At 69.1% G+C, this 20,199-nt stretch carries 18 protein-coding genes; 15 read left to right on the top strand and 3 right to left on the bottom strand.

What is annotated here, in order from left to right; genetic code table 11:
* Window positions 1-33: 33 nt before the first annotated feature.
* The 3 genes from FHP25_RS07680 (at window position 34) to FHP25_RS07670 (ending at window position 4,491) form a co-directional block, all read left to right on the top strand.
* Window positions 34-852, top strand: a complete 819-nt coding sequence (locus FHP25_RS07680) for an enoyl-CoA hydratase/isomerase family protein (RefSeq protein ID WP_147846330.1) — start codon at window positions 34-36, stop codon at window positions 850-852.
* 30 nt (window positions 853-882) lie between these two features.
* The gene (locus tag FHP25_RS07675) at window positions 883-2,850 is read left to right on the top strand and encodes an acetyl/propionyl/methylcrotonyl-CoA carboxylase subunit alpha (protein WP_147846329.1); all 1,968 of its coding nucleotides are present in this window, start codon (window positions 883-885) and stop codon (window positions 2,848-2,850) included.
* Between the two features lie 273 nt (window positions 2,851-3,123).
* Window positions 3,124-4,491 (top strand): DUF4189 domain-containing protein, encoded by a 1,368-nt coding sequence (locus FHP25_RS07670; RefSeq protein ID WP_147846328.1) that lies wholly within the window; start codon window positions 3,124-3,126, stop codon window positions 4,489-4,491.
* A 127-nt stretch (window positions 4,492-4,618) separates the two neighbouring features.
* On the opposite strand, the gene FHP25_RS07665 is transcribed toward FHP25_RS07670, so the two are convergent.
* Complete coding sequence (locus FHP25_RS07665) at window positions 4,619-5,281, bottom strand: glutathione S-transferase family protein (protein WP_147846327.1); 663 nt, start codon at window positions 5,279-5,281, stop codon at window positions 4,619-4,621.
* Window positions 5,278-6,216 (bottom strand): NAD-dependent epimerase/dehydratase family protein, encoded by a 939-nt coding sequence (locus tag FHP25_RS07660; protein ID WP_178133365.1) that lies wholly within the window; start codon window positions 6,214-6,216, stop codon window positions 5,278-5,280. Before FHP25_RS07660 ends, FHP25_RS07665 begins: the two co-directional genes overlap by 4 nt.
* 223 nt (window positions 6,217-6,439) lie before the next feature.
* On the opposite strand from FHP25_RS07660, the gene FHP25_RS07655 reads away from it, so the two are divergent.
* The 4 genes from FHP25_RS07655 (at window position 6,440) to FHP25_RS07640 (ending at window position 10,603) form a co-directional block, all read left to right on the top strand.
* On the top strand, window positions 6,440-7,465 hold the full coding sequence (locus tag FHP25_RS07655) for an ABC transporter substrate-binding protein (RefSeq protein WP_147846325.1): 1,026 nt from the start codon (window positions 6,440-6,442) through the stop codon (window positions 7,463-7,465).
* Between the two features lie 123 nt (window positions 7,466-7,588).
* Complete coding sequence (locus tag FHP25_RS07650) at window positions 7,589-8,350, top strand: ABC transporter ATP-binding protein (RefSeq protein WP_147846324.1); 762 nt, start codon at window positions 7,589-7,591, stop codon at window positions 8,348-8,350.
* Window positions 8,343-9,134, top strand: a complete 792-nt coding sequence (locus tag FHP25_RS07645; RefSeq protein ID WP_147846323.1) for an ABC transporter permease — start codon at window positions 8,343-8,345, stop codon at window positions 9,132-9,134. The genes FHP25_RS07650 and FHP25_RS07645 overlap by 8 nt, the downstream gene beginning before the upstream one ends.
* Window positions 9,135-9,349: 215 nt before the next feature.
* The gene (locus FHP25_RS07640) at window positions 9,350-10,603 is read left to right on the top strand and encodes an ABC transporter substrate-binding protein (protein ID WP_147846322.1); all 1,254 of its coding nucleotides are present in this window, start codon (window positions 9,350-9,352) and stop codon (window positions 10,601-10,603) included.
* 39 nt (window positions 10,604-10,642) lie between these two features.
* Here FHP25_RS07640 and FHP25_RS07635 read toward each other — a convergent pair whose 3' ends face one another.
* Complete coding sequence (locus FHP25_RS07635) at window positions 10,643-11,278, bottom strand: TetR/AcrR family transcriptional regulator (RefSeq protein ID WP_147846321.1); 636 nt, start codon at window positions 11,276-11,278, stop codon at window positions 10,643-10,645.
* A gap of 148 nt (window positions 11,279-11,426) precedes the next feature.
* Between FHP25_RS07635 and FHP25_RS07630 the strand changes: the two genes are divergently transcribed.
* The 8 genes from FHP25_RS07630 (at window position 11,427) to FHP25_RS07595 (ending at window position 20,181) form a co-directional block, all read left to right on the top strand.
* Entirely contained in the window at window positions 11,427-12,140 is a 714-nt protein-coding gene (locus FHP25_RS07630) for a glutathione S-transferase family protein (protein WP_147846320.1), read from the top strand.
* Window positions 12,141-12,222: 82 nt separating this feature from the next.
* Entirely contained in the window at window positions 12,223-13,191 is a 969-nt protein-coding gene (locus tag FHP25_RS07625) for a glutathione S-transferase family protein (protein ID WP_147846319.1), read from the top strand.
* 468 nt (window positions 13,192-13,659) lie between these two features.
* A complete protein-coding gene (locus FHP25_RS07620) occupies window positions 13,660-14,904 on the top strand; it encodes an ABC transporter substrate-binding protein (protein WP_178133364.1) in 1,245 nt (414 codons plus the stop codon).
* 162 nt (window positions 14,905-15,066) lie between these two features.
* The gene (locus FHP25_RS07615) at window positions 15,067-16,659 is read left to right on the top strand and encodes an ABC transporter substrate-binding protein (protein WP_147846317.1); all 1,593 of its coding nucleotides are present in this window, start codon (window positions 15,067-15,069) and stop codon (window positions 16,657-16,659) included.
* A 21-nt stretch (window positions 16,660-16,680) separates the two neighbouring features.
* Complete coding sequence (locus FHP25_RS07610; RefSeq protein ID WP_147846316.1) at window positions 16,681-17,697, top strand: ABC transporter permease; 1,017 nt, start codon at window positions 16,681-16,683, stop codon at window positions 17,695-17,697.
* Complete coding sequence (locus FHP25_RS07605) at window positions 17,694-18,599, top strand: ABC transporter permease (RefSeq protein WP_147846315.1); 906 nt, start codon at window positions 17,694-17,696, stop codon at window positions 18,597-18,599. The genes FHP25_RS07610 and FHP25_RS07605 overlap by 4 nt, the downstream gene beginning before the upstream one ends.
* On the top strand, window positions 18,596-19,447 hold the full coding sequence (locus FHP25_RS07600; RefSeq protein ID WP_231712236.1) for an ABC transporter ATP-binding protein: 852 nt from the start codon (window positions 18,596-18,598) through the stop codon (window positions 19,445-19,447). The genes FHP25_RS07605 and FHP25_RS07600 overlap by 4 nt, the downstream gene beginning before the upstream one ends.
* On the top strand, window positions 19,444-20,181 hold the full coding sequence (locus FHP25_RS07595) for an ABC transporter ATP-binding protein (RefSeq protein WP_147846314.1): 738 nt from the start codon (window positions 19,444-19,446) through the stop codon (window positions 20,179-20,181). The genes FHP25_RS07600 and FHP25_RS07595 overlap by 4 nt, the downstream gene beginning before the upstream one ends.
* Window positions 20,182-20,199 lie beyond the last annotated feature (18 nt).

Here is a 20,199-nt window from a genome sequence, read left to right as displayed (position 1 = left end):
CACCACCGCAGCCCGTCGTCCGGAGCACGATCGATGACTGACTTCCGCCCTGCCTACGAGACGCTGATCCTGCGCCGCGAGCGCGCGCGGCTGCATGTCACCCTGAACCGGCCGGAGGTGAAGAACGCGCTCAACCCCACCCTGCTGGGCGAGCTGCGCGAGGTCATCGGCCTGCTGCGCGAGCGCAGCGACATCAAGGCCGTGGTGCTGCGCGGCGCCGGCGGCACGTTCTGCGCCGGCGCCGATCTGCGCAACATGGAGAAGAGCTTCAACGACCCCCCCAAACCGGGCGAGAAGGATCCGATCGCCGCCAGCAACCGCGAATACGGCACCTTCCTCGAGGCGCTGGGCAGCCTGCCGCAGGTCGTGGTCGCCGCGGTCGAAGGCTATGCCATCGCCGGCGGCTTCGGCCTGGTCTGCGTGTCGGACATCGCCATCGTCACCGAGGATTGCGGCTTCGCCATGTCGGAGACCGCCATCGGCATCGTGCCGGCGCAGATCGCGCCGTTCGTGGCGGCCCGTATCGGGGTGCCCCAGACGCGGCACCTGGCGCTGACGGCGGCGCGCTTCAAGGGCGCCGAGGCGGTGCGCATCGGCATCGGCCATCACCTGGTGAAGGACACCGCCGCGCTCGACGCCAAGCTCGAGGAGGTGCTCAAGCAGATCGACCGCTGCGCGCCGCTGGCCAATGCGCTCACCAAGCAGGTGATCATGCGCGTCGGCACGCAGCCGCTGCCGCAGGTGCTCGACTTCGCCGCCGACTGCTTCGCCCAGGCGCGGCGCGGACCGGAAGCGGCGGAGGGCCTGCGCGCCTTCGCCGAGAAGCGCCCGCCGCGCTGGGCCACCGAGTAGCAACCGCGCCCTGTCTTCAGGAACGGTGACATGACCTTCTCCAAGATCCTGATCGCCAATCGCGGCGAGATCGCCTGCCGGGTGGCCCGGACCGCAGCGGCGCTGGGCTACCGCACGGTCGCCGTCTTTTCCGACGCCGACCAGGACGCGCTGCATGTCAGGGTCTGCGACGAGGCCGTAGGCCTGCCCGGCAACCTTGCGGCCGAGACCTATCTCGACGTCGGCAAGCTGCTGGCCGCCGCGCGCGCCGCCGGCGCCGATGCCGTTCATCCGGGCTACGGCTTCCTGTCGGAGAATGCGGCGTTCGCGCAAGCCTGCGCCGATGCCGGGCTGGTCTTCATCGGCCCGCCGCCGGCTGCCATCGACGCCATGGGCAACAAGGCTGCCGCCAAGCGGCGCATGATCGCGGCCGACGTGCCCTGCGTGCCGGGCTACCAGGGCACTGACCAGCGCGACGCCACCCTGGCCGCCGAGGCGCTGAAGATCGGCCTGCCGGTGATGGTCAAGGCCGCTGCCGGCGGCGGTGGCCGCGGCATGCGTTTGGTCAATGACAAGGCTGACCTGGCCGAGGCCATCCGCACGGCACGCGACGAGGCCACCAACGCCTTCGGCTCGGGCGAGCTGATCCTGGAGAAGGCCGTCGTCAATGCGCGCCACGTCGAGATCCAGGTCTTTGCCGACAGCCATGGCAATGTCGTGCATCTGGGCGAGCGCGACTGCTCGGTGCAGCGCCGCCATCAGAAGGTGATCGAGGAGGCGCCCTCGCCGGCTGTCGACGCGGCGCTGCGCGCGCGCATGGGCGCCGCCGCCGTCGCGGCCGCACGTGCCATCGGCTATCGCGGGGCCGGCACGGTGGAATTCCTGCTCGGCGAGGATGGCGCGTTCTACTTCCTGGAGATGAATACCCGCCTGCAGGTCGAGCATCCCGTGACCGAGATGATCACGGGCCAGGACCTCGTCGCCTGGCAGCTGCGCGTGGCGGCCGGCGACGCCTTGCCGCTGACACAGGACCAGATCGGCTTCGGCGGGCACGCCATCGAGGTGCGCCTCTACGCCGAGGATCCCTACAACGGCTTCCTGCCGCAGACCGGCACCGTCGCGGTGTGGCGCCCCGCCGCCGGCGCCGGCCTGCGGGTCGACCATGGCGTGCACGACGGCCATGCGATCTCGCCTTTCTACGACCCGATGATCGCCAAGGTGATCGCGCACGGCGCCACGCGTGCCGACGCCTGCCGCAAGCTGGCCCGTGCCCTGGAAGACACCGTGGTGCTGGGCCCGACGACGAACAAGCACCTGCTGGTGCGCATGCTACGGCATCCCGTCTTCGTTGCCGGCGATGCCACGACCGCCTTCATCGGCCAGCACTTTCCACCCGAGTCGTTGGCGGCGCCGGCGCCGACCGATGCCCATTGGGCGCTGGCCGCCGGGCTGATCTACGACGCCGCGCGGACACGCACGGGCGCGCTCCTGGGCGGCTGGCGCAACTCGAACCCCACCGCCACGCTGATCCGACTGCGCGCCGGCGACCTGCGCCAGGAGCTTCACCTCGACCGTCAAGCCGACGGCACGATGCGCCTTACGGTCGGCGAGCGCCCCCTGACGCTGCGCGTCGGCACGCCCGTCGACTCCCGTGTGCGCTTCGCGCTCGACGGCGTCTGGCGCACGGCGCAGGCGCAGGCCGACGGCGACGCCTGGCTGATCGAGATCGATGGCCTCGCGCTGGCCCTGACCGACGTCACGCACGAGGCGCCGCGCGGCGCCGATGCGGCCGGCGACGGCACGCTGCGCGCGCCGATGGACGGCCGTATCGTGGCCGTGAAGGTGGCCGCCGGCGAGGCCGTGGTGCGCGGCCAGACGCTGGTCGTGCTGGAAGCCATGAAGATGCAGCACCAGATCCGCGCCGCCGCCGACGGCACGGTCGCGTCCGTGCCGGTCAAGGAAGGAGAGCAGGTTCCCGCCCGCGCCGTCCTGGCCACCATGACCCTGGCCGGCGCGTAGCACCCGGTCCTTCCGTCATCCCGAGCGCAGCGAGGATCTCCTGCGGCAAGGCGCACGATGCGCTATTCGCGGGAGATCCTCGCTGCGCTCGGGATGACGGAAAGGGTGGCAACGCGACGCTGTGTGATCGGACGCCGGAGGTCAATGCACGAGAGCGTGCGGAAAGCGGCCCGCCCCCATTGTGACGGTGCGGCGACAACCCGCGACACAGCGGCATCAACGCTGCTACGCCGCCATTGACAACCGGCCCGTCTGTGCGGACTTTGCTGCCCCATGGTCCAGGTGTTCACGTATGTCGTTTCCGGCCGCACCCAAGCGGCCCTGTCGGCCGCCCTTTTGATGGTCGCCACCGGTATCGGCCATCCAGCGATGGCCCAGACGGCCGACCCCACGGTCGCCGAGGCCGTGAAGCAGTTCAACCTCAGCTCGACCTGCAAGCGGACCTACGAGAAATACCTCAAGGGCGGCGCCATCCGGGCCTTCGCCACCAACCGGCGCGGCCAGTGCGGCTATGCCGCCAACTACCGCACGCCCGAAGCGGCCCAGGTCGCCGCGATCGGCTTCTGCCAGCGCGGCAATATCGAGGGCTGCACCGTCGTCGCCACCTTCGCCGGCACGGCCGCCATCAACCGCGCCGGCAGCGAGGCGCAGGGCCGCATCGCCTGGCCGCCGGACGTGCCCAGCGACGAGCCTGCCGACGGCGCCGCGGCCGGCGTCTCGGGCATGTGCCGTGAGCTCTATGATACCTACCTGCTGGGCGCGCCCAATCGCGCTTTCGCGCGCAGCGGCGACGGAAAATGCGGCTACGCCACCGGGCACCGCACGGTCGGCGAGGCCCGCAGGGCCGCCATCGAGCAATGCGGCAAGCTCGCCCGCACCGGCTGCGAGGTGATCGCCGCGGCCGAGCCGGCGGTCACGCCCGACGGCCTGCTCACCGCCATCCAGCCTCTGTCGCTCGATCCCCTGTTCCGCCTGCATGGCCCATCCCGTGCGTCCGGCGCGATCATCTGGAGCCATGGCCGGGGCGCGACGCCGGACGGACGACGTGCCGACCGCCGCGCCGCGCCGACAGCGACGATAATGCGTACCCTGGGCAATGCCGGCTGGGACGTCTACCGCGCCGAGCGGGCGCCGCTGGACGACACCAACGGCTGGGGCACCGCCGCGCTGACGCTGGGCATCGAGAAGCTGCGGGCGCTGGGCTATTCCAGGATCATCGTCGCCGGCCAGTCGGCGGGCGCCTGGATCTCGCTGCAGGCCATGGACCGCATCGAAGGCCTCTATGCCGTGGTGGCGCTGTCGCCGGCGACGCACGGCAACCGCACGGTGCGCACGACGCAGCGGGCCACGGCCTTGCGCGAGTTCGACGAGCTGCTCAGCCGCCGCCGCTCGCCCGGGACCCGGGTGGTGATCGCCCTGTTCGACAACGACGACTATGATCCCGATCCTGCCGAGCGCGTCCGGATCGCGCGCAGCCGGGCCGAGTCGCCGGGCATCCCGCTGCTGCTGATCGACCATCCCACCGGCCTGAGCGGCCACACGGCCGGCACCGAGCTGCCGATGGCGCAGCGCTTCGCCGCCTGCCTGCGCGATTTCATGACCCGCCCCTCGGCGCCTGCCGGCGTCGCGACCTGCAGCTAGGATGGGACAGCGGCAGGTTGTCATCCCGAGCGCAGCGAGGGATCTCCCGCGAATAGCCCACCGCGCGCTTTTGCCGCAGGAGATCCCTCGCTGCGCTCGGGATGACAGTCCGCGCTCGATCGTGTCCCTACACCGCCAGCTCGCGCGGTGAGCGCGTCGCCTGCACGCTGGGCCTGGCGGCCATGGTGCCCCACCATCGGCTGAGCGCCGCGTGCTGCGCCAGGAGCTGCGCGCCGTCCTCGGCCAGGCGGAACAGTGCCAGTATCGGCTGCGCGTGCAGGTCGGCAAGGCTCAGCGCCGGGCCGGCGAGCCATGGCTGGTCCTGAAGCAGGTCGTCGAGCACGCGCAGGCATGTCCGGGCGCGCGGCAGGGCGGCCGCGATTCGCGCCTCGTCGGAGGCCCGGCCTTCGGCCGGCGCGCTGACACGCTCGACGAAGATGTCCCACACCAGGGTGCGATAGGCATAGCTGTCGCAGATGCTGATGACCTGGTTGACGCGGGCCCGCCCCCTGGGGTCGGCCGGCTGCAGCGCCGGCCCGGGAAAGGCTTCATCGATATAGCGGGCGATGGCGCCGCTTTCATACAGGCGCATGCCGTCGTGCTCGAAGGCCGGGATGCGGCCGAAGGGCTGGCGCTCGAGATAGCCGGCCGGCGGGCCGCCACGCGCGAAGATATCGACCTCCTCCAACCGGTACGGCACGCCCTTCTCTTCCAGAGCCAGCCGCGGGATGCGCGTGTAGACGCTGTAGCGCGCCCCGAACAGGATCGGCAGGCTGCCGGGTCCGGTCATGGCTGCCGGATCGCCGGCAGCCCGGCCTCGGCCCGCACGTCGTTGATGATCTGCAGCACGCGGCTCTCGAAGGGCGCGTACTGCACGCTGAACTCCTCGACCAGGCGGCTGTTGTCGATCAGGAAGTTGCCGGAGCGCTCGCGCCCTCCGGTGTCATGCTCGAACGTGATCCGCGCCTCGGGGAGAAACCGCTTCACCATGTCGGCCAGCGCCCCGAGGCTGATGGTGTGGCCGCCGGTATTGTAGATGGCGTGGCGCGGCGCATCGGCCAGCGTCACGCGCGCGAACACCTCGGCGACGTCGTCGACATGGACCGGAATGCGCATGGCATCGCGCCACGGGAAGGAGACCGGCTCGCCGCGCGCCGGATAGGTGATGCAGTTCACATGGTCGACGGACCCGCGCACCTTGTCCGGACCGGTCACGTTGGCGGGGCGCACGCCCGTGATGCGCATCTTGAACTTGTCGCGGTAATCCTGGGCCTGCCACTCGTTGAAAATCTTGTGCCGGGCATACTGGTAGTCGCCGTGGCAGAGATCGTCCTCCGTCACCGGGCGCTCGCCGAAATGCTTCTGCTGGCCGCTGACGGCAAGCGAGCTGGCGTAGATCACATGCGGCACCGCGCAAAGGCGCGCCGCCTCGAAGCAGTTCTCCATGCCCAGCACGTTGAGCTTGAAGGCGACACGTGGCGGCAGCTCGCTGCCGATGTGATAGGAGAGGTTGACCACCCGCTGCGGCTTCGCCGCCGCCGTGACCGACATCACGTCGTCGAACTGCGAGACGTCGCCGCGCACCACCGTGACCTGATCGCCGAACGCGGCGAAGGCCGTGGTCGGCGCGATATCCATCACCGTGACGCGATGCCCGCGCTCCACCAGCCGCGGCACCAGCCGCCGGCCGATGAAGCCGGCGCCGCCCAGCACCAGAACCGACATGTCCATAGTCCTCCCGGGATGTTGGCTTGCGGCCGACCGTAGCCGATTTCCATGCGCTGCCCAACGCGGTTGCCCCGTGACGGCAGCAAGGCAGCCTCACTCACCCGGCACGTCGAGGACGGAGCTGGCCGCAGCGGTTCGACGCTGCCGCAGCGCGTTGACCCTCTGCATGGCGGCCGTTAGGGTCGCGGCGACAACATCAACGCGTGCCGCGGGGAGGCTCATGCACAACCGGTTCATCGCCATTCTGGCCGCTCTCGTGACGCTGAGCGTGGCCATCGCCGCGTCGGCGCAGGAGAAGGTATCGATCGCAGCCCTGCGCTTCGTGTCCTCGGCCCCGATCTTCATCGCCATGGAGAAGGGCTACTTCAAGGACCAGGGGCTGGAGGTCGAGTTCAAGTTCTTCGATGCCGCCCAGCCGATCGCCGTGGCGGTCGCGGCCGGCGATGCCGACCTCGGCATCACCGGCCTCACCGGCGGCTTCTTCAATCTCGCCGGCAAGGGCGCCATCAAGATCATCGCGGCGCAGTCGCGCGAGGAGCCGGGCTATGATTTCGTGGCCTATGTCGCCGGCAAGAAGGCCTTCGATGCCGGCTTCACCGATCCCGGCAAGTTCCCGGGCAAGACCATCGCCATCACCCAGACCGGGTCGACCTTCCATTACATGCTGGGCATGCTGGCCGAGAAGCGCGGCTTCAAGCTCACCGAGGTGACGCTCAAGCCGCTGCAGTCGATCGCCAACGTCACCGCGGCGCTGAAGGGCGAGCAGGTCGACGGCGCGCTGCTGCCGGCCAACAACGCCTATGCCGCCGAGAAGGACGGCTTCGGCAAGATCATCGGCTGGGTGCACCAGGAGACGCCCTGGCAGCTCGGCGCGCTGTTCGCCGGCAGCCGCATGATCGAGCAGCGCCGCGCCGTGGTCGAGAAGTTCGTGGCCGCCTACGTGAAGGCCTGTGCCGACTATGCCGAGGCGTTCCTGCAGCGGGATGCGGCCGGCAAGCGCGTGTTCGGCGACAAGGCCGACGCTCTGATCCCGATAATCCAGAAATACGTCGAGCCCAAGCCATCGGTCGACCAGGTCAAGGCCAGCGCCTCCTATATCGATCCGCAGGGCCGGCTGCTGGTGAAGAACATCTACGACCAGGTGACGTGGTACCAGGCGCAGGGCATGGTCGCCCGCGACGTCGACGCCGCCAAGTTCCTCGACCTCAGCTTCGTGAAGGACCACCTCGACCTGCCGAAGCGGTAGGTGTCGGCCGGGCCGCGCCGCTCCAGCGGCGCTCATGACCATGGGTCGACCTGCGCCGGCTTTGGATCATGATGCGCCGCTGGAGCGGCGCGGCCCGGCCGGGAACGTGCTAGGACCGCCGCCATGGATCTGCGCCTCGAGGGCATCACCCACCACTACGATGGCCTGCTTGCCCTCGATGGCATCGACCTTGCCGTGCGCGACGGCGAGACGGTGGCGATCATCGGTCCCTCGGGCTGCGGCAAGTCGACCCTGCTGGGCATCGTCGGCGGCCTGCTGAAGCCGACCGCCGGGCGCGTCGTGACGGTCGGCGCGCCGCGGGCCGATTCGCTCAACCCTTTCACCTACGTCTTCCAGGACTTCGCGCTGCTGCCCTGGCGCACGGTGGCGGCCAACGTGGCCCTGGCGCTGGAGCATCACCGGCTGCCGCGGGCCGAGCGCCAGGCCCGCGTGCAGGCCGCGCTGGCGCTGACCGGCCTGGCCGATTTCGCCGCGGCGCTGCCCAGGCAGCTCTCCGGCGGCATGCGCCAGCGCGTCGGCATCGCCCGCGCCCTGGTGGTGCGGCCCGCGGTCCTGCTGCTCGACGAGCCGCTCTCGGCGCTCGACGCGCAGACCCGCGAGCTCCTGATGGAGGACCTGCTGGCGATCTGGGCACGCGAGCGCTCGACCCGCCTCTACGTGACCCACAACCTCGACGAGGCCGCGCGGCTGGCCGACCGCGTGGTGGTGCTGTCGCGCCGGCCCGGACGCATCCGCGAGATCGTGGCCATCGACGTGCCGCTCGCCGAGCGCAGCGGGCCCGCGATCGCCGGCGTGCGCGAGCACCTGTGGGCGCTGATCCGCGACGAGGCGCGCGATGCCGAGCGCGAGGTCCAGCATGGCTGAGCGCACCGCGCCCGTGCCCTTCCGCGGCGGCGGCTTCCAGCCGCGGCCGCGGCGGCTGGTGCCGGTGGCGGTGTTCGTGGCCGTCATCGGCCTGTGGCAGCTCGCCTCGGCGCGCGGCTGGCTGCCCGCTCTCTTCATGCCCAGCCCCTGGCAGATCGTGGGGGCGCTGGGCGACATGATCGACAGTGGCACGCTGGGCAAGCATATCGGCGCCTCGCTGTCGCGCATCGCGCTGGGCTGGGTGCTGGGCACGTCCGCCGGGCTGGCGATCGGACTGGCGATGGGCATCTTCTCGGCGGCGCGCGCCGCCGGGCTGCCGGTGGTGTCGGCGCTGTTCCCGATCCCCAAGATCGCGCTGCTGCCGCTGTTCATCCTGTGGTTCGGCATCGGCGAGCCGTCCAAGGTCGCCACCATCGGCTTCGGCGTCTTCTTCCCGACTGTGATCGCTGCCTACACGGCCTGCGATTCCGTACCGCGCAACCTGATCCGCATGGGCCAGAGCTTCGGCCTGCCGGCGGCGGCCATCGTCTGGAAGATCCTGGTGCCGGGCGCCATGCCGGGCATCCTGGCCGGCTTCCGCATTACCGCCTCGATCGCGCTGATCCTGGTCGTGGCGGCCGAGATGATCGGCGCCCAGTACGGCATCGGCGCCTTCATCCTCAGCGCCGGCAACCTGATGCAGACCGACCAGCTCCTGGCCGGCGTCGCCCTGCTGTCGCTGCTGGGACTGGCGGTCAGCGCCGTGCTGGGCGCGATCGAGCGCGCCGTGCTGCGCTGGCGCTGACCCGGTCGGACGATCGCCACCTGTCATCCCGAGCACAGCGAGGGATCTCCTGCGAACGGCCCGCGGTGCCCCCTCCGCGGGAGATCCCTCGCTGCGCTCGGGATGACGCATGGACGGTCTGGCGCCGGCAGATCGCGGTGGCGGGCATGGGGATTGTTTGATACGCCATCCAAGCTGCAATCAAGACTGTCTGTTCCGCTGTCCAGGGAGGTATCATGTCCGAGATCCGCATCGGCCTCACCCGCCGCGCGCTGGCCCGCCGCGCTGCCGCTGGCGCCGCCCTCATCGCCGCCCCGCTGCCGCTGCGCCACGCGCTGGCCCAGGAGAAGTTCGACCTGAAGGTCGGCATGCTGCTGCCGCTGTCGGGCGTTCAGGCCCAGATCGGGCAGGTCTGCATGCGCGGCGCCGAGCTTGCCAACGACGTGCTGGCGGACATGAAGGTCGGCGTCCGCATCGAGCTGATGCGCTACGATACGGAAACCAACGCCGATGTCGCGCGCACCCAGGCCGAGAAGGCGATCGCCGCCGGCGCCCATGTCCTGATCGGTGCCTTCGACTCCGGCCACTCGATGGCCATCGCCCAGGTCTGCGAGCAGCGCTCGGTGCCCTTCATCGTCAACATCGCCGCCACGCCGGCGCTGACCGAGTCGGGCTTCAAGTTCCTGGTCCGCAACTTCCCGACGGCGCCGATGCTGGTGACCGGCGCGCTGACCCTGCAGAAGGACCTGTTCGCCGCCACCGGCAAGACGCCCAAGACAGCCGTGCTGATGTCGGTCAACGACACGTTCGGCGAAGCGATGATGAAGGCGATCCCCGGCCTGGCGAAGAAGCTGCAGATGCCGTACGAGATCCTCGACGTCATCGCCTACGACCCGCGCGCCAAGGATCTCTCGGCTGAGGTCGCCAAGGCCAAGGCGACCAAGGCCGAGCTGGTGATGCCGGTGAGCCGCCTGAACGACGCCAAGCTGCTGATCCAGGAGATGGTGAAGCAGCAATACGAGCCGATGGGCATCGTCAATCCCGGCGCGCCCGGCCTGTACGAGGTCGACTTCCTGAAGACCATGGGCAAGTTCGCGAACTTCCACATCTCGAACGTGCCCTGGATGAACCCCAAGTCGGCGATGACCCAGGCGCTGGAGAAGCGCTTCGCCGCCAAGTACAAGGACGGCCAGGTCGACCTGAACGTGGGCTACACGTTCGAGGCGATGCTGGTCGCTGCCGATGCCTGGAAGCGTGCCCAGTCGCACGCCGGCGGCGCCTTGATGGAGGCGCTGCGCCGCACCGACATCAAGGACCACGTCATGACCGGCGGCCCGATCCAGTTCGACGCCAAGGGCCAGAACGTCAACATCCAGGCCGCGGCCGTGCAGAACCTCAAGAACAAGCCGACGGTGGTGCTGCCGGCCGCCTTCGCCGATGCCAAGCCCGTCTTCCCGATGCCCGGCTGGCGCGCCAAGGAGCGCGGCTGACGCCTTTTCCTTCTCTCCGCGCAGGCGGGGAGAAGGGCCTCAGCGCCGCGTCTTCTGGCGCGGCAGGCGCCGGGGCTGCAGCAGCCCGTCCCAGGCGGCCAGGGCGCAATCGACGATGCCGTCCAGCACCTGGCGCGTCGCCCCGTCGCGGGCCTGCAGCGACAGGCCGTTCAGCACCGTGACGTAGAACGCAGCCGCCGCCGCGACGTCGAAGCGTGTCGGCAGCTCGCCTTCGGCGATGCCACGCGCCAGGCGGCGGCGGATGCCCTCGAGCACCAGGGCGCGGTGCTCCGCCAGGTACCGCCGCATCGGCTCGCTGGCCTCGCTGCAGTTGACGGCGCCCAGCACAATGAAGCAGCCCTGCGGCTTGCCCGGCCGCGTGAAGCGCTCGGCCGAATGGCGCAGCAGCGCCTCGATGGCAGCGCGGGCCGAAGGCGCCTCGTCCAGGAGCCGCTGCAGGCCGCCGCTTTCCGTCGCGCGATAATGCGCGACGGCCTCGCGGAACAGCGCTTCCTTGCTGCCGAAGGCGGCGTAGAGGCTGGGCGAGCTGATGCCCATGGCCGTCGTCAGGTCGGACAGTGACGTGGCGTCGTAGCCGCGCGCCCAGAACAGGTCCATCGCCTGCTTCAGGGCTGCCGTACGATCGAAGCTGCGTGGCCGGCCGCGCTCGGCCATCCCAGGTTTCCTTTCTGTGACGATCGATCAATAATTCCGTTGACAGGTGCACGCAAGCGCGGGATTCATTTCTGTAGTGATCGGCATGGAATGCCGCTGAAGCAGCCGGCCGGCACGACCTGCAATCGTCGTCGAGGTGGAGGGACTTATGATCGATCTCTATGGGATGGGCAGCCCGAACGTCGTGAAGATCTATCTGGCGCTGGAGGAGATGGGCCTGCCCTACAAGGCGATCCCGATCGACGTGTTCGGCGGGGCGCAGTTCAAGGCCGAGTTCACCAAGCTCAACCCCAGCGCCAAGGTGCCGGTGATCGTCGACCACGAGGGCCCGGGCGGACGGCCCTACACGGTCTTCGAGTCGGGCGCGATCCTGATCTATCTCGCCGACAAGACCGGGCAGTTCCTGCCCAGGGACGGCGTGGCACGCTACGACGCGCTGCAGTGGATGATGGTGCAGATGACCGGGGTCGGCCCGATGTTCGGGCAGTTCGTGCACTTCACGCGCTTCGCGCCCAAGGGCAACGACTACGCGGTCGACCGCTACCGCACCCAGGTGCGCCGTGTCCTTGACGTGCTGGAGCAACGGCTGGCAGCGGCGCCGTGGCTGGGCGGCCAGGAGTACTCGATCGCCGACATGGCCACGTTCCCCTGGGCACGCGGCGTGGGCTTGTTCCTGGGCAAGGCAGCGGAGCAGGACTATCCCAAGCTGATGTCCTGGGTGGCGGCGATCGCTTCGCGCCCGGCCGTGGTGCGCGCGCTGGCCGCGGTCGACGATGTCAGGTCCAGGACGACGGCCTTCGACAAGGCCGCGCCCGACATGCTCGACAAGATCTTCGGCCGCGGTGCCCACGCGGCGGCGTGAGCCACGGACAACGGCAGCAGACGCTTCATGGTGGGCACGGGTGAATGCCTGTGCTCGCCGTGAAGGCTGATGGAGCGCAGTCATGGGTGTGCTGATCGACGGCATCTGGCAGGAGAAGGACGAGCTGCCGCAGGAGTTCGGGCAGTCGGGCGAGTTCAGGCGCGTCGACAGCCGCTTCCGCGACCGCATCTCGGCCGACGGCTCGACCGGCTTCAAGGCCGAGGCCGGCCGCTACCATCTCTATGTCGCCTATGGCTGCCCTTGGGCGCACCGCACGCTGATCTTCCGGGCGCTGAAGAAGCTGGAGGGCGCCATCACGGTCGCCTATTCCACCGGCATGGACAGCGAGGGCTGGGGCTTCGGCACGCGCGCCGACCTGCCCGAAAGCACGCCGGATCCCGTCAACGGCTTTCGCCACCTGCACCAGGCCTACACGGCCTCGGAGGCGCGCTACACCGGCAAGGTGACGGTGCCGACGTTGTGGGACACGCGCACAAGGCGCATCGTCAACAACGAGTCGTCCGAGATCATCCGCATGCTGAACAGCGCGTTCGGCGGCATCGCGGGTGACGATACCGATTTCTACCCTGAGCCCTTGCGTGCCGATATCGACCGGATCAACGCGCTCGTCTACGAGAAGGTCAACAACGGCGTCTATCGCTGCGGCTTCGCGCGCACGCAGGCGGCGTACGATGCCGCCTACGACACGCTGTTCGAGGCGCTGGACGAGCTCGAAGCCCGCCTCGGCCGGCAGCGCTACCTCATGGGCCGCCAGATCACCGAGGCCGACTGGCGCCTGTTCCCCACCCTGGTGCGCTTCGATGTCGCCTACTTCCCGCTGTTCAAGTGCAACCGCCAGCGGATCGCCGACTACCCCAACCTGTCCGGCTACATGCGCGAGCTGCACCAGGTCCCGGGCATCGCCGGCACGGTGAAGCCGCGCCACTATATCGACAACTACTGGTCGATCGCGCGCCTGAACCCCAGCCGCATCATCCCCCGGGGCACGCCGGTCGACTACACCTTGCCGCACGGCCGGGAACGGCTCTGAACCGCCGCAATCCCGTCACAGGCGGCGGCCGATCCGGTACGAGAAGCCAATGCCATGGCCGAGGCAAAGGTGTAAGCTGGCACCAATGAAGCGATTCGCGGCTGCCTTTGGGAGCAGGCTGTCGTGTCGTAGATGCTCACTTTGGCGAAGGGTCCGTACTCCTCATCCTGAGGAGCGCCGCATGGCGGCGCGTCTCGAAGGGTGGGGAGCTGCACCGAGTCTGTAGCCCATCCTTCGAGACGGCCCCCGTCGGCAGGCCCAGGGCAGGCTGCTGCGCGGCCTCCAGGACGACGCAGGCGGCGCGGACGAACAGGCATCCGCAAGTGCTCGAGCACACTTGAAGGAGGTGACATATCAGGCGCTTCGCGGCCTGTAGCGAATTCGCCCTGCATGCTGTTTGGATCCTCTGAACTCACGTCGTTCGACTGTCCTGTGCGTAACCCGTGTTCCACAACAAGGGAGGCAGCCATGGGTAGCGTGACGAGTCGGATGTTGAGAGTGCTGGCCGGCATAGCTATGGGATCTGCCCTTGCCGCGACGGCATCGGCGCAGCAGAAGGAGATCGTCATCGGCGCTCAGTGCGATCGTACCGGGCCGACGATGATCGCCGGCGTCCCGATGTGCCCTGCGTTCCACGATTATGTCAATCTGGTCAACCACAAGGGTGGCGTTGAAGGCTACAAGATCAAGCTCGGTGAGATCGACACCGAGTACAAGGTGCCGCAGGCGGTGGAGGCGTACGAGCGGCTCAGGAAGGGCGGTGCGCTGGCTGTGCTGGTGTGGGGCACGCCTGCAGTCCAGGCGCTGACGCAGAGGCTGGCCGAGGACAGGATTCCCGGCACCTCGCCCGGCTTCGGCATTGCGGCCTCGGCGGACGGCTTACGCTATCCCTACCTGTTCCCAGTGGCCGCAACCTACTGGTCGCAGGCTGCCGCTGCCATACATTTCGTGCGCGACAAGCTTGGCGGCAGCCTGGCCGGCAAGAAGATCGCTTACCTGTTCTACGACAACCCGGCCGGCCGCGAGCCGTTGCCGGTGCTGGAAGAACTGCAGCAGCTGGAAAAGTTCGAGCTCAAGATTTTCGCGGTGCCGGCACCCGGGCTCGAGGTCGGCGCGCAGGTGCTGGACATCGTCCAGCGCTATCGCGCCGACTTTGTGATCACGCACCTGTTCGGCCGGTCGCCCTCGGTGTCGATCAAGGAGCTCAGGCGCGTCGGCTATCCGCTGACGAAGGTGCTCGCTTTCGTCTGGGGCTCGACAGACTCCGACATCGAGGCGGCCGGTGGCTTCGCGGCGGCGGAGGGCTACTACACCATGCACTTCGCGGGTGTCGGCAGCGACTACCCGATCCTCAAGGAAATCGTCGAGATGTACCGGGCGCAAGGCAAGCCGGCGCCCAAGGAGATGCAGTCCTCGGTCTACTACAATCGCGGCCTTCTGTGGATTGCGCTCAACGTCGAGGCGGCGCGAAACGCCATCAGGGGCAAGGAAGGACAGATGCCGGCCGGGGAGGATGTGAAGCGTGGTTTCGAGCAGATCAAGACGCTGCCTATCGGAGACATAGCGCCACCGCTGGAGATCACGCCAAGCAACCACGAGGGTGGTGGCTGGGTGCAGATCTTCCAGGTCAGGGATGGGAAGTTCCGGAAGGTGACCGACTGGTACCGGTCTTATCCGGAGGTCATCGCCAAGGTCATCAGGGACGCCAAATAGAGCAAAGGCGCCGGGGCCGCGGCGCTGCCTGGAAGAGGAGCCGCATCGGCGACCTGGACCGAATGCCGGTCTGAGCCGCAGGGAACAACCCTGTGGTTCAGACCGGCAGGAGTTGCTACGGTAGCGGGTCACCAGGGTGTCACATTGGGGAGACGGAAGATCATGCTTCGCCGTCGTACGTTTGCCTCGTCCCTGCTCGCGGCGCCGGCCGTCTGGCCGCTGCGCGATGCCCTGGCCCAGACCCCGCGCGACACGCTGGTGATGGCGGCGCAGCTCGACGACATCATCAGCCTCGATCCGCATGAGTCGTTCGAGTTCAAGGGCAACGAGACCACCACAAACATCTACGAAAAGCTGCTGACCACGCTCAACGAGGCGCCGGACAAGATCGTCGGCGAGCTCGCCGAATCATGGGAAGCCTCGCCCGACGGCCTCACCCATACCTTCCGGCTCAAGGCCGGGCGCAAGTTCGCCAGCGGCAATCCCATCACGGCGCAGGACGCCGAGTACTCGCTGCGCCGCGCCGTCACCATGAACAAGACGCCGGCCTTCATCCTCACCCAGTTCGGACTCAACGGACAGAACGCCACCGAGAAGATCCGCGCCACCGACGACCGCACGATCGCGATCACCATCGCCGAGCCGGTGTCGCCGAGCTTCTTCCACTACTGCCTGTCGGCCAATGTCGGCGCCATCGTCGACCGCAAGGTGGTCGAGGCCAACAAGCAGGGCGACGACTGGGGCAACGGCTGGCTCAAGACGCATTCGGCCGGGTCCGGCCCCTATGTGCTGCGCACCTGGCGCGCCTCCGAGACCGTGACCCTGGAGGCCAATCCCAACTATGCCGGCCAGGTCCGCAACCGCCGCGTGGTGACGCGCCATGTCGCGGAGCCCTCCAACCAGCTGCTGCTGCTGCAGCGCGGCGACGTCGACATCGCACGCAATCTGGGACCCGACCAGCTGCGCACCCTGGCCAGCGACAAGGGCTTCAAGATCCAGCGCGCCCAGAAGGCCGCCAACATGTACATCTGCATGAACCAGCGCCATCCCGAGCTGGCCAAGCCGCAGGTGCGCGAGGCCCTGAAATGGGCTGTCGACTACGAGGCGATCCAGCGCAACATCGTCTCGACCACCTATGATGTGCACCAGTCGATCCTGCCGACCGGCTTCCTGGGCGCCATCGACGACAAGCCCTATCGCTTCGATCCCGCCAAGGCCAAGGCGCTGCTGGCCGAGGCCGGCGTGCCCAACGGCTTCAGCGTCACGTTCGACTACAGTCCCGTGCAGCCCTGGGGCGACATCGCCCAGGCGGTGCAGGCGACCTTCGGCCAGATCGGCGTGAAGCTGAACCTGCTGCCGGGCGAGATGCGCCAGGTCATCACCCGCATGCGCGCCCGCCAGCACGAGATGCTGATGCTGTACTGGTCGCCCGACTACATGGACCCGCACAGCAACGCCGAGGCCTTCACGCTCAATCCCGACAACGGCGACAACCCACGCGCCAAGACCCTGGCCTGGCGCAACTCCTGGAGCGTGCCGGAGTTCAACGAGCGCATCGCCGCCGCGGTGCGCGAGCGCGACTCGGCCAAGCGCGCCGAGCTCTACCGCTCGCTGCAGCGCGACCATCTGCGCACCTCGCCGTTCATCATCATGCTGCAGGCGATCGAGACCGCCGCCATGCGTGCCAATGTCAGCGGCCTGGACATCGGCCCGATCAACGATCGCATCTACTACGCGGACACGACCAAGACCTGATTGGCGCGGGCGCGCATCCGCATGCCCCGCTCGCGTTTCGGCGCGCTCGCCGGCTGGCTGGTCACGCTGCCGCTGACGCTCTTCGGCCTGCTGCTGGTGACGTTCCTGATCGGGCGCGTGATGCCCATCGACCCGGTGATCGCGGTTGTCGGCGACCGCGCGCCGGCCGATGTCTACGCGCGTGCCCGGCTGGAGCTGGGCCTGGACCGGCCGCTCTACGAGCAGTTCTTCCGCTACTGCAGCGCCATCCTGTCCGGCCAGTTCGGGCGTTCCGTGATGACCTCGCGGCCGGTCCTGGAGGACATCGCCCGCTTCTTCCCCGCGACCCTGGAGCTGGCCACGCTGGCCACGATCCTGGGCGTGGCGCTGGGCGTGCCGGCCGGCGTGCTGGCGGCCGTGCGCCAGGGCAGCAAGACCGACCAGGCGATCCGCTTCCTGACGCTGATCGGCCACTCGGTGCCGATCTTCGTGCTGGGCCTGGTCGGGCTGCTGGTGTTCTACGCCAAGCTGGACCTGGTGCCAGGGCCCGGCCGCATCAATGTCGCCTTCGACGACATTGTCACGCCCGTCACCGGCATGCTGCTGATCGATTCGGCCCTGCAGGGCGAATGGGAGGTGTTCCGCGACGCGGTGGGCCACATCCTGCTGCCGGCTGGCGTGCTGGCCTACTTCTCGCTTGCCTACATCGCGCGCATGACCCGCGCCTTCATGCTCGAGCAGCTGCGCCAGGAATACGTCACCACGGCCCGGGTCAAGGGCATGTCCGAGCGGCGCGTGATCTGGCGGCACGCCTTCGGCAATATCGCGGTGCCGCTGATCACGGTGATCGCGCTGTCCTACGCCGGGCTGCTCGAAGGCTCGGTGCTGACCGAGACCATCTTCTCCTGGCCCGGCCTGGGGCAGTACCTCACCATCTCGCTGCTCAATGCCGACATGAACGCCGTGCTGGGCGCCACCCTGGTGGTGGGGGCCGTCTATCTCGGCCTCAACCTGCTGTGCGACCTGCTCTACCGCGTGGTCGATCCGAGGACGCGATGAGCCGCGCCGCCGCCCTGCGCGCCTGGCTGATCGCCGACACGCCGCTGTCGCGGCGCCAGGCCCGCCTGGGCCGGCTGTACCTGCAGTGGCTGACGTTCCGCCACAACTGGCTGGCGGTGGCCGGCCTGGCGGTGTCGCTGCTGCTGGCGCTGATCGCGATCGCCGCGCCGCTGCTGGCCACGCACGACCCGTCGGCCCAGAACCTCGACATCCGCCTGCAGCCGCCCGGCGCGACGCACTGGCTCGGCACCGACGAGCTGGGCCGCGACATCTATTCACGCATCGTGCACGGCAGCCGCATCACGCTCGGCATGGTGGTCGCGGTGGTGGTTCTGGTGGCGCCGTTCGGGCTCGTGGTGGGCTGCGCCGCCGGCTATGTCGGCGGCTGGTTCGACCGCATCGTGATGCGCGTCACCGACATCTTCATGGCCTTCCCGCGCCTGATCCTGGCGCTGGCCTTCGTGGCGGCGCTGGGTCCGGGCATCGAGAACGGCGTCATCGCGATCGCGCTCACGGCCTGGCCCGCCTATGCCCGCATCGCGCGCGCCGAGACCCTGGCCATCCGCGGTTCCGATTTCATCGCCGCCGCGCGCCTGCAGGGCGCCTCCGCCCTGCGCCTGATCTTCGCGCATGTCGCGCCGCTGTGCCTGTCGTCCCTGATCGTGCGCGTCACGCTCGACATGTCGGGCATCATCCTCACCGCCGCCGGCCTCGGCTTCCTGGGCCTGGGCGCCGTGCCGCCGTCGCCCGAATGGGGCGCCATGATCTCCACCGGCCGGCGCTTCATCCTGGAGCAGTGGTGGGTGGCCACCATGCCCGGCATCGCCATCTTCGTCGCCAGCCTCGGCTTCAACCTGCTGGGCGACGGGCTGCGCGACGTGCTCGACCCGAAGCAGACATGATGGCGCCCGCTCCGCTTCTCTCGGTGCGCAATCTCGCGGTGCGCTTCGCCACGCCGACCGGAATCGTGGAGGCGGTGCGCGGCATCGATTTCGATGTCGGCCGCGAGCGGCTGGGCATCGTGGGCGAATCGGGGTCGGGCAAGTCGGTGACCGGCCGCGCCGTCCTGCGCCTGCTGCCGCCGTCGGCGGCCGTCACCGCCGACCGCCTGGCGCTGGGCGACCTCGACCTGCTCGGCGCCGACGTCTCGACGATGCGCGGCGTGCGCGGCCGGCGCGTGTCGATGATCATGCAGGACCCCAAGTTCTCGCTCAATCCGGTCATGACCGTGGGCCGGCAGATCGCCGAGGCCTATCGCGTCCACCATCGCGTCAGCCGCCGGGAGGCCACCAGCCGCGCGCTCGACATGCTGGCCGACGTGCGCATCCGCGACCCGCGCCGCGTCTATGACCTGTACCCGCACGAGGTGTCGGGCGGCATGGGCCAGCGCGTGATGATCGCCATGATGCTGATCCCCGAGCCGGACCTGCTGATCGCCGACGAGCCGACCTCGGCGCTGGACGTGACGGTATCCATGCAGGTGCTGGCTATCCTCGACGACCTCGTGAGCCGCCGCGGCATGGGCCTGCTGTTCATCAGCCACGACCTCAACCTCGTGGCCTCGTTCTGCGATCGCGTGCTGGTGATGTATGGCGGCCAGATCATGGAGACCCTGGCGGCGGCGTCCCTGCATGCGGCCACGCATCCCTACACGCGCGGACTGCTGGCCGCCCTGCCCACGCTCGACACCGCCGGCCGCGACCTGCCGGTGCTGACGCGCGATCCGGCCTGGCTGGCGCGCCGCGCATGATCAGCGTCCGCCATCTCGATGTCCATTTCGGCCAGGTCCGGGCCGTGAGCGACGTGTCGTTCGACGTGGCCGCCGGCGACACCTTCGGGCTGGTGGGCGAATCCGGCTGCGGCAAATCGACCTTGCTGCGGGTGCTGAGCGGGCTGAACCGGCACTGGACCGGCGCCATCGAGGTCGCCGGCCGGGCCGTGGGCCCGGCTCGCGACAAGGCCTTCCACCGCCGGGTCCAGATGGTGTTCCAGGACCCGTTCGGCTCGCTGCACCCGCGCCATACCGTCGACCGCGCGCTGGCCGAGCCGATCGCGATCCACGGGCTGGACGACGCCGAGGGCCGCATCGCGCGGGCGCTGGACGATGTCGGCCTGGGGTCGCGCTTCCGGTTCCGCTATCCGCACCAACTCTCCGGCGGCCAGCGCCAGCGCGTCGCCATCGCCCGCGCCCTGATCCTGGAGCCCGGCATCCTGCTGCTCGACGAGCCCACCTCGGCGCTCGACGTCTCGATCCAGGCCGAGGTGCTGAACCTGCTGGCCCGCTTGCGCGCGGCCCGCGACCTGACCCTGATCCTGGTCAGCCACAACCTCGCCGTGGTGGCCCATCTGTGCAACCGGCTGGCGGTGATGCAGGCCGGCACCATCGTCGAGGAGATGACCATCGACACGCTGCGCCACGGCAAGCCGGCGCACCCCTATTCGCGCGAGCTGCTGGACGCCAGCCTGGGCTACCATCGCTCATGATGATCTTCCCTCCCCCGA

It is taken from the genome of Vineibacter terrae (assembly GCF_008039615.1).
Taxonomy (GTDB): Bacteria; Pseudomonadota; Alphaproteobacteria; order Reyranellales; family Reyranellaceae; genus Vineibacter; species Vineibacter terrae.
The sequence above is the reverse complement of the archived record's forward strand: the minus strand, read 5'-3'. Positions and strand labels throughout refer to the sequence as shown.

Coding starts and splice junctions, on each gene's coding strand:
- FHP25_RS07680 (WP_147846330.1), top strand. CDS start 34: ATGACTGACTTCCGCCCTGCCTACGAGACGCTGATCCTGCGCCGCGAG.
- FHP25_RS07675 (WP_147846329.1), top strand. CDS start 883: ATGACCTTCTCCAAGATCCTGATCGCCAATCGCGGCGAGATCGCCTGC.
- FHP25_RS07670 (WP_147846328.1), top strand. CDS start 3,124: ATGGTCCAGGTGTTCACGTATGTCGTTTCCGGCCGCACCCAAGCGGCC.
- FHP25_RS07665 (WP_147846327.1), bottom strand. CDS start 5,281: ATGACCGGACCCGGCAGCCTGCCGATCCTGTTCGGGGCGCGCTACAGC.
- FHP25_RS07660 (WP_178133365.1), bottom strand. CDS start 6,216: ATGTCGGTTCTGGTGCTGGGCGGCGCCGGCTTCATCGGCCGGCGGCTG.
- FHP25_RS07655 (WP_147846325.1), top strand. CDS start 6,440: ATGCACAACCGGTTCATCGCCATTCTGGCCGCTCTCGTGACGCTGAGC.
- FHP25_RS07650 (WP_147846324.1), top strand. CDS start 7,589: ATGGATCTGCGCCTCGAGGGCATCACCCACCACTACGATGGCCTGCTT.
- FHP25_RS07645 (WP_147846323.1), top strand. CDS start 8,343: ATGGCTGAGCGCACCGCGCCCGTGCCCTTCCGCGGCGGCGGCTTCCAG.
- FHP25_RS07640 (WP_147846322.1), top strand. CDS start 9,350: ATGTCCGAGATCCGCATCGGCCTCACCCGCCGCGCGCTGGCCCGCCGC.
- FHP25_RS07635 (WP_147846321.1), bottom strand. CDS start 11,278: ATGGCCGAGCGCGGCCGGCCACGCAGCTTCGATCGTACGGCAGCCCTG.
- FHP25_RS07630 (WP_147846320.1), top strand. CDS start 11,427: ATGATCGATCTCTATGGGATGGGCAGCCCGAACGTCGTGAAGATCTAT.
- FHP25_RS07625 (WP_147846319.1), top strand. CDS start 12,223: ATGGGTGTGCTGATCGACGGCATCTGGCAGGAGAAGGACGAGCTGCCG.
- FHP25_RS07620 (WP_178133364.1), top strand. CDS start 13,660: ATGGGTAGCGTGACGAGTCGGATGTTGAGAGTGCTGGCCGGCATAGCT.
- FHP25_RS07615 (WP_147846317.1), top strand. CDS start 15,067: ATGCTTCGCCGTCGTACGTTTGCCTCGTCCCTGCTCGCGGCGCCGGCC.
- FHP25_RS07610 (WP_147846316.1), top strand. CDS start 16,681: ATGCCCCGCTCGCGTTTCGGCGCGCTCGCCGGCTGGCTGGTCACGCTG.
- FHP25_RS07605 (WP_147846315.1), top strand. CDS start 17,694: ATGAGCCGCGCCGCCGCCCTGCGCGCCTGGCTGATCGCCGACACGCCG.
- FHP25_RS07600 (WP_231712236.1), top strand. CDS start 18,596: ATGATGGCGCCCGCTCCGCTTCTCTCGGTGCGCAATCTCGCGGTGCGC.
- FHP25_RS07595 (WP_147846314.1), top strand. CDS start 19,444: ATGATCAGCGTCCGCCATCTCGATGTCCATTTCGGCCAGGTCCGGGCC.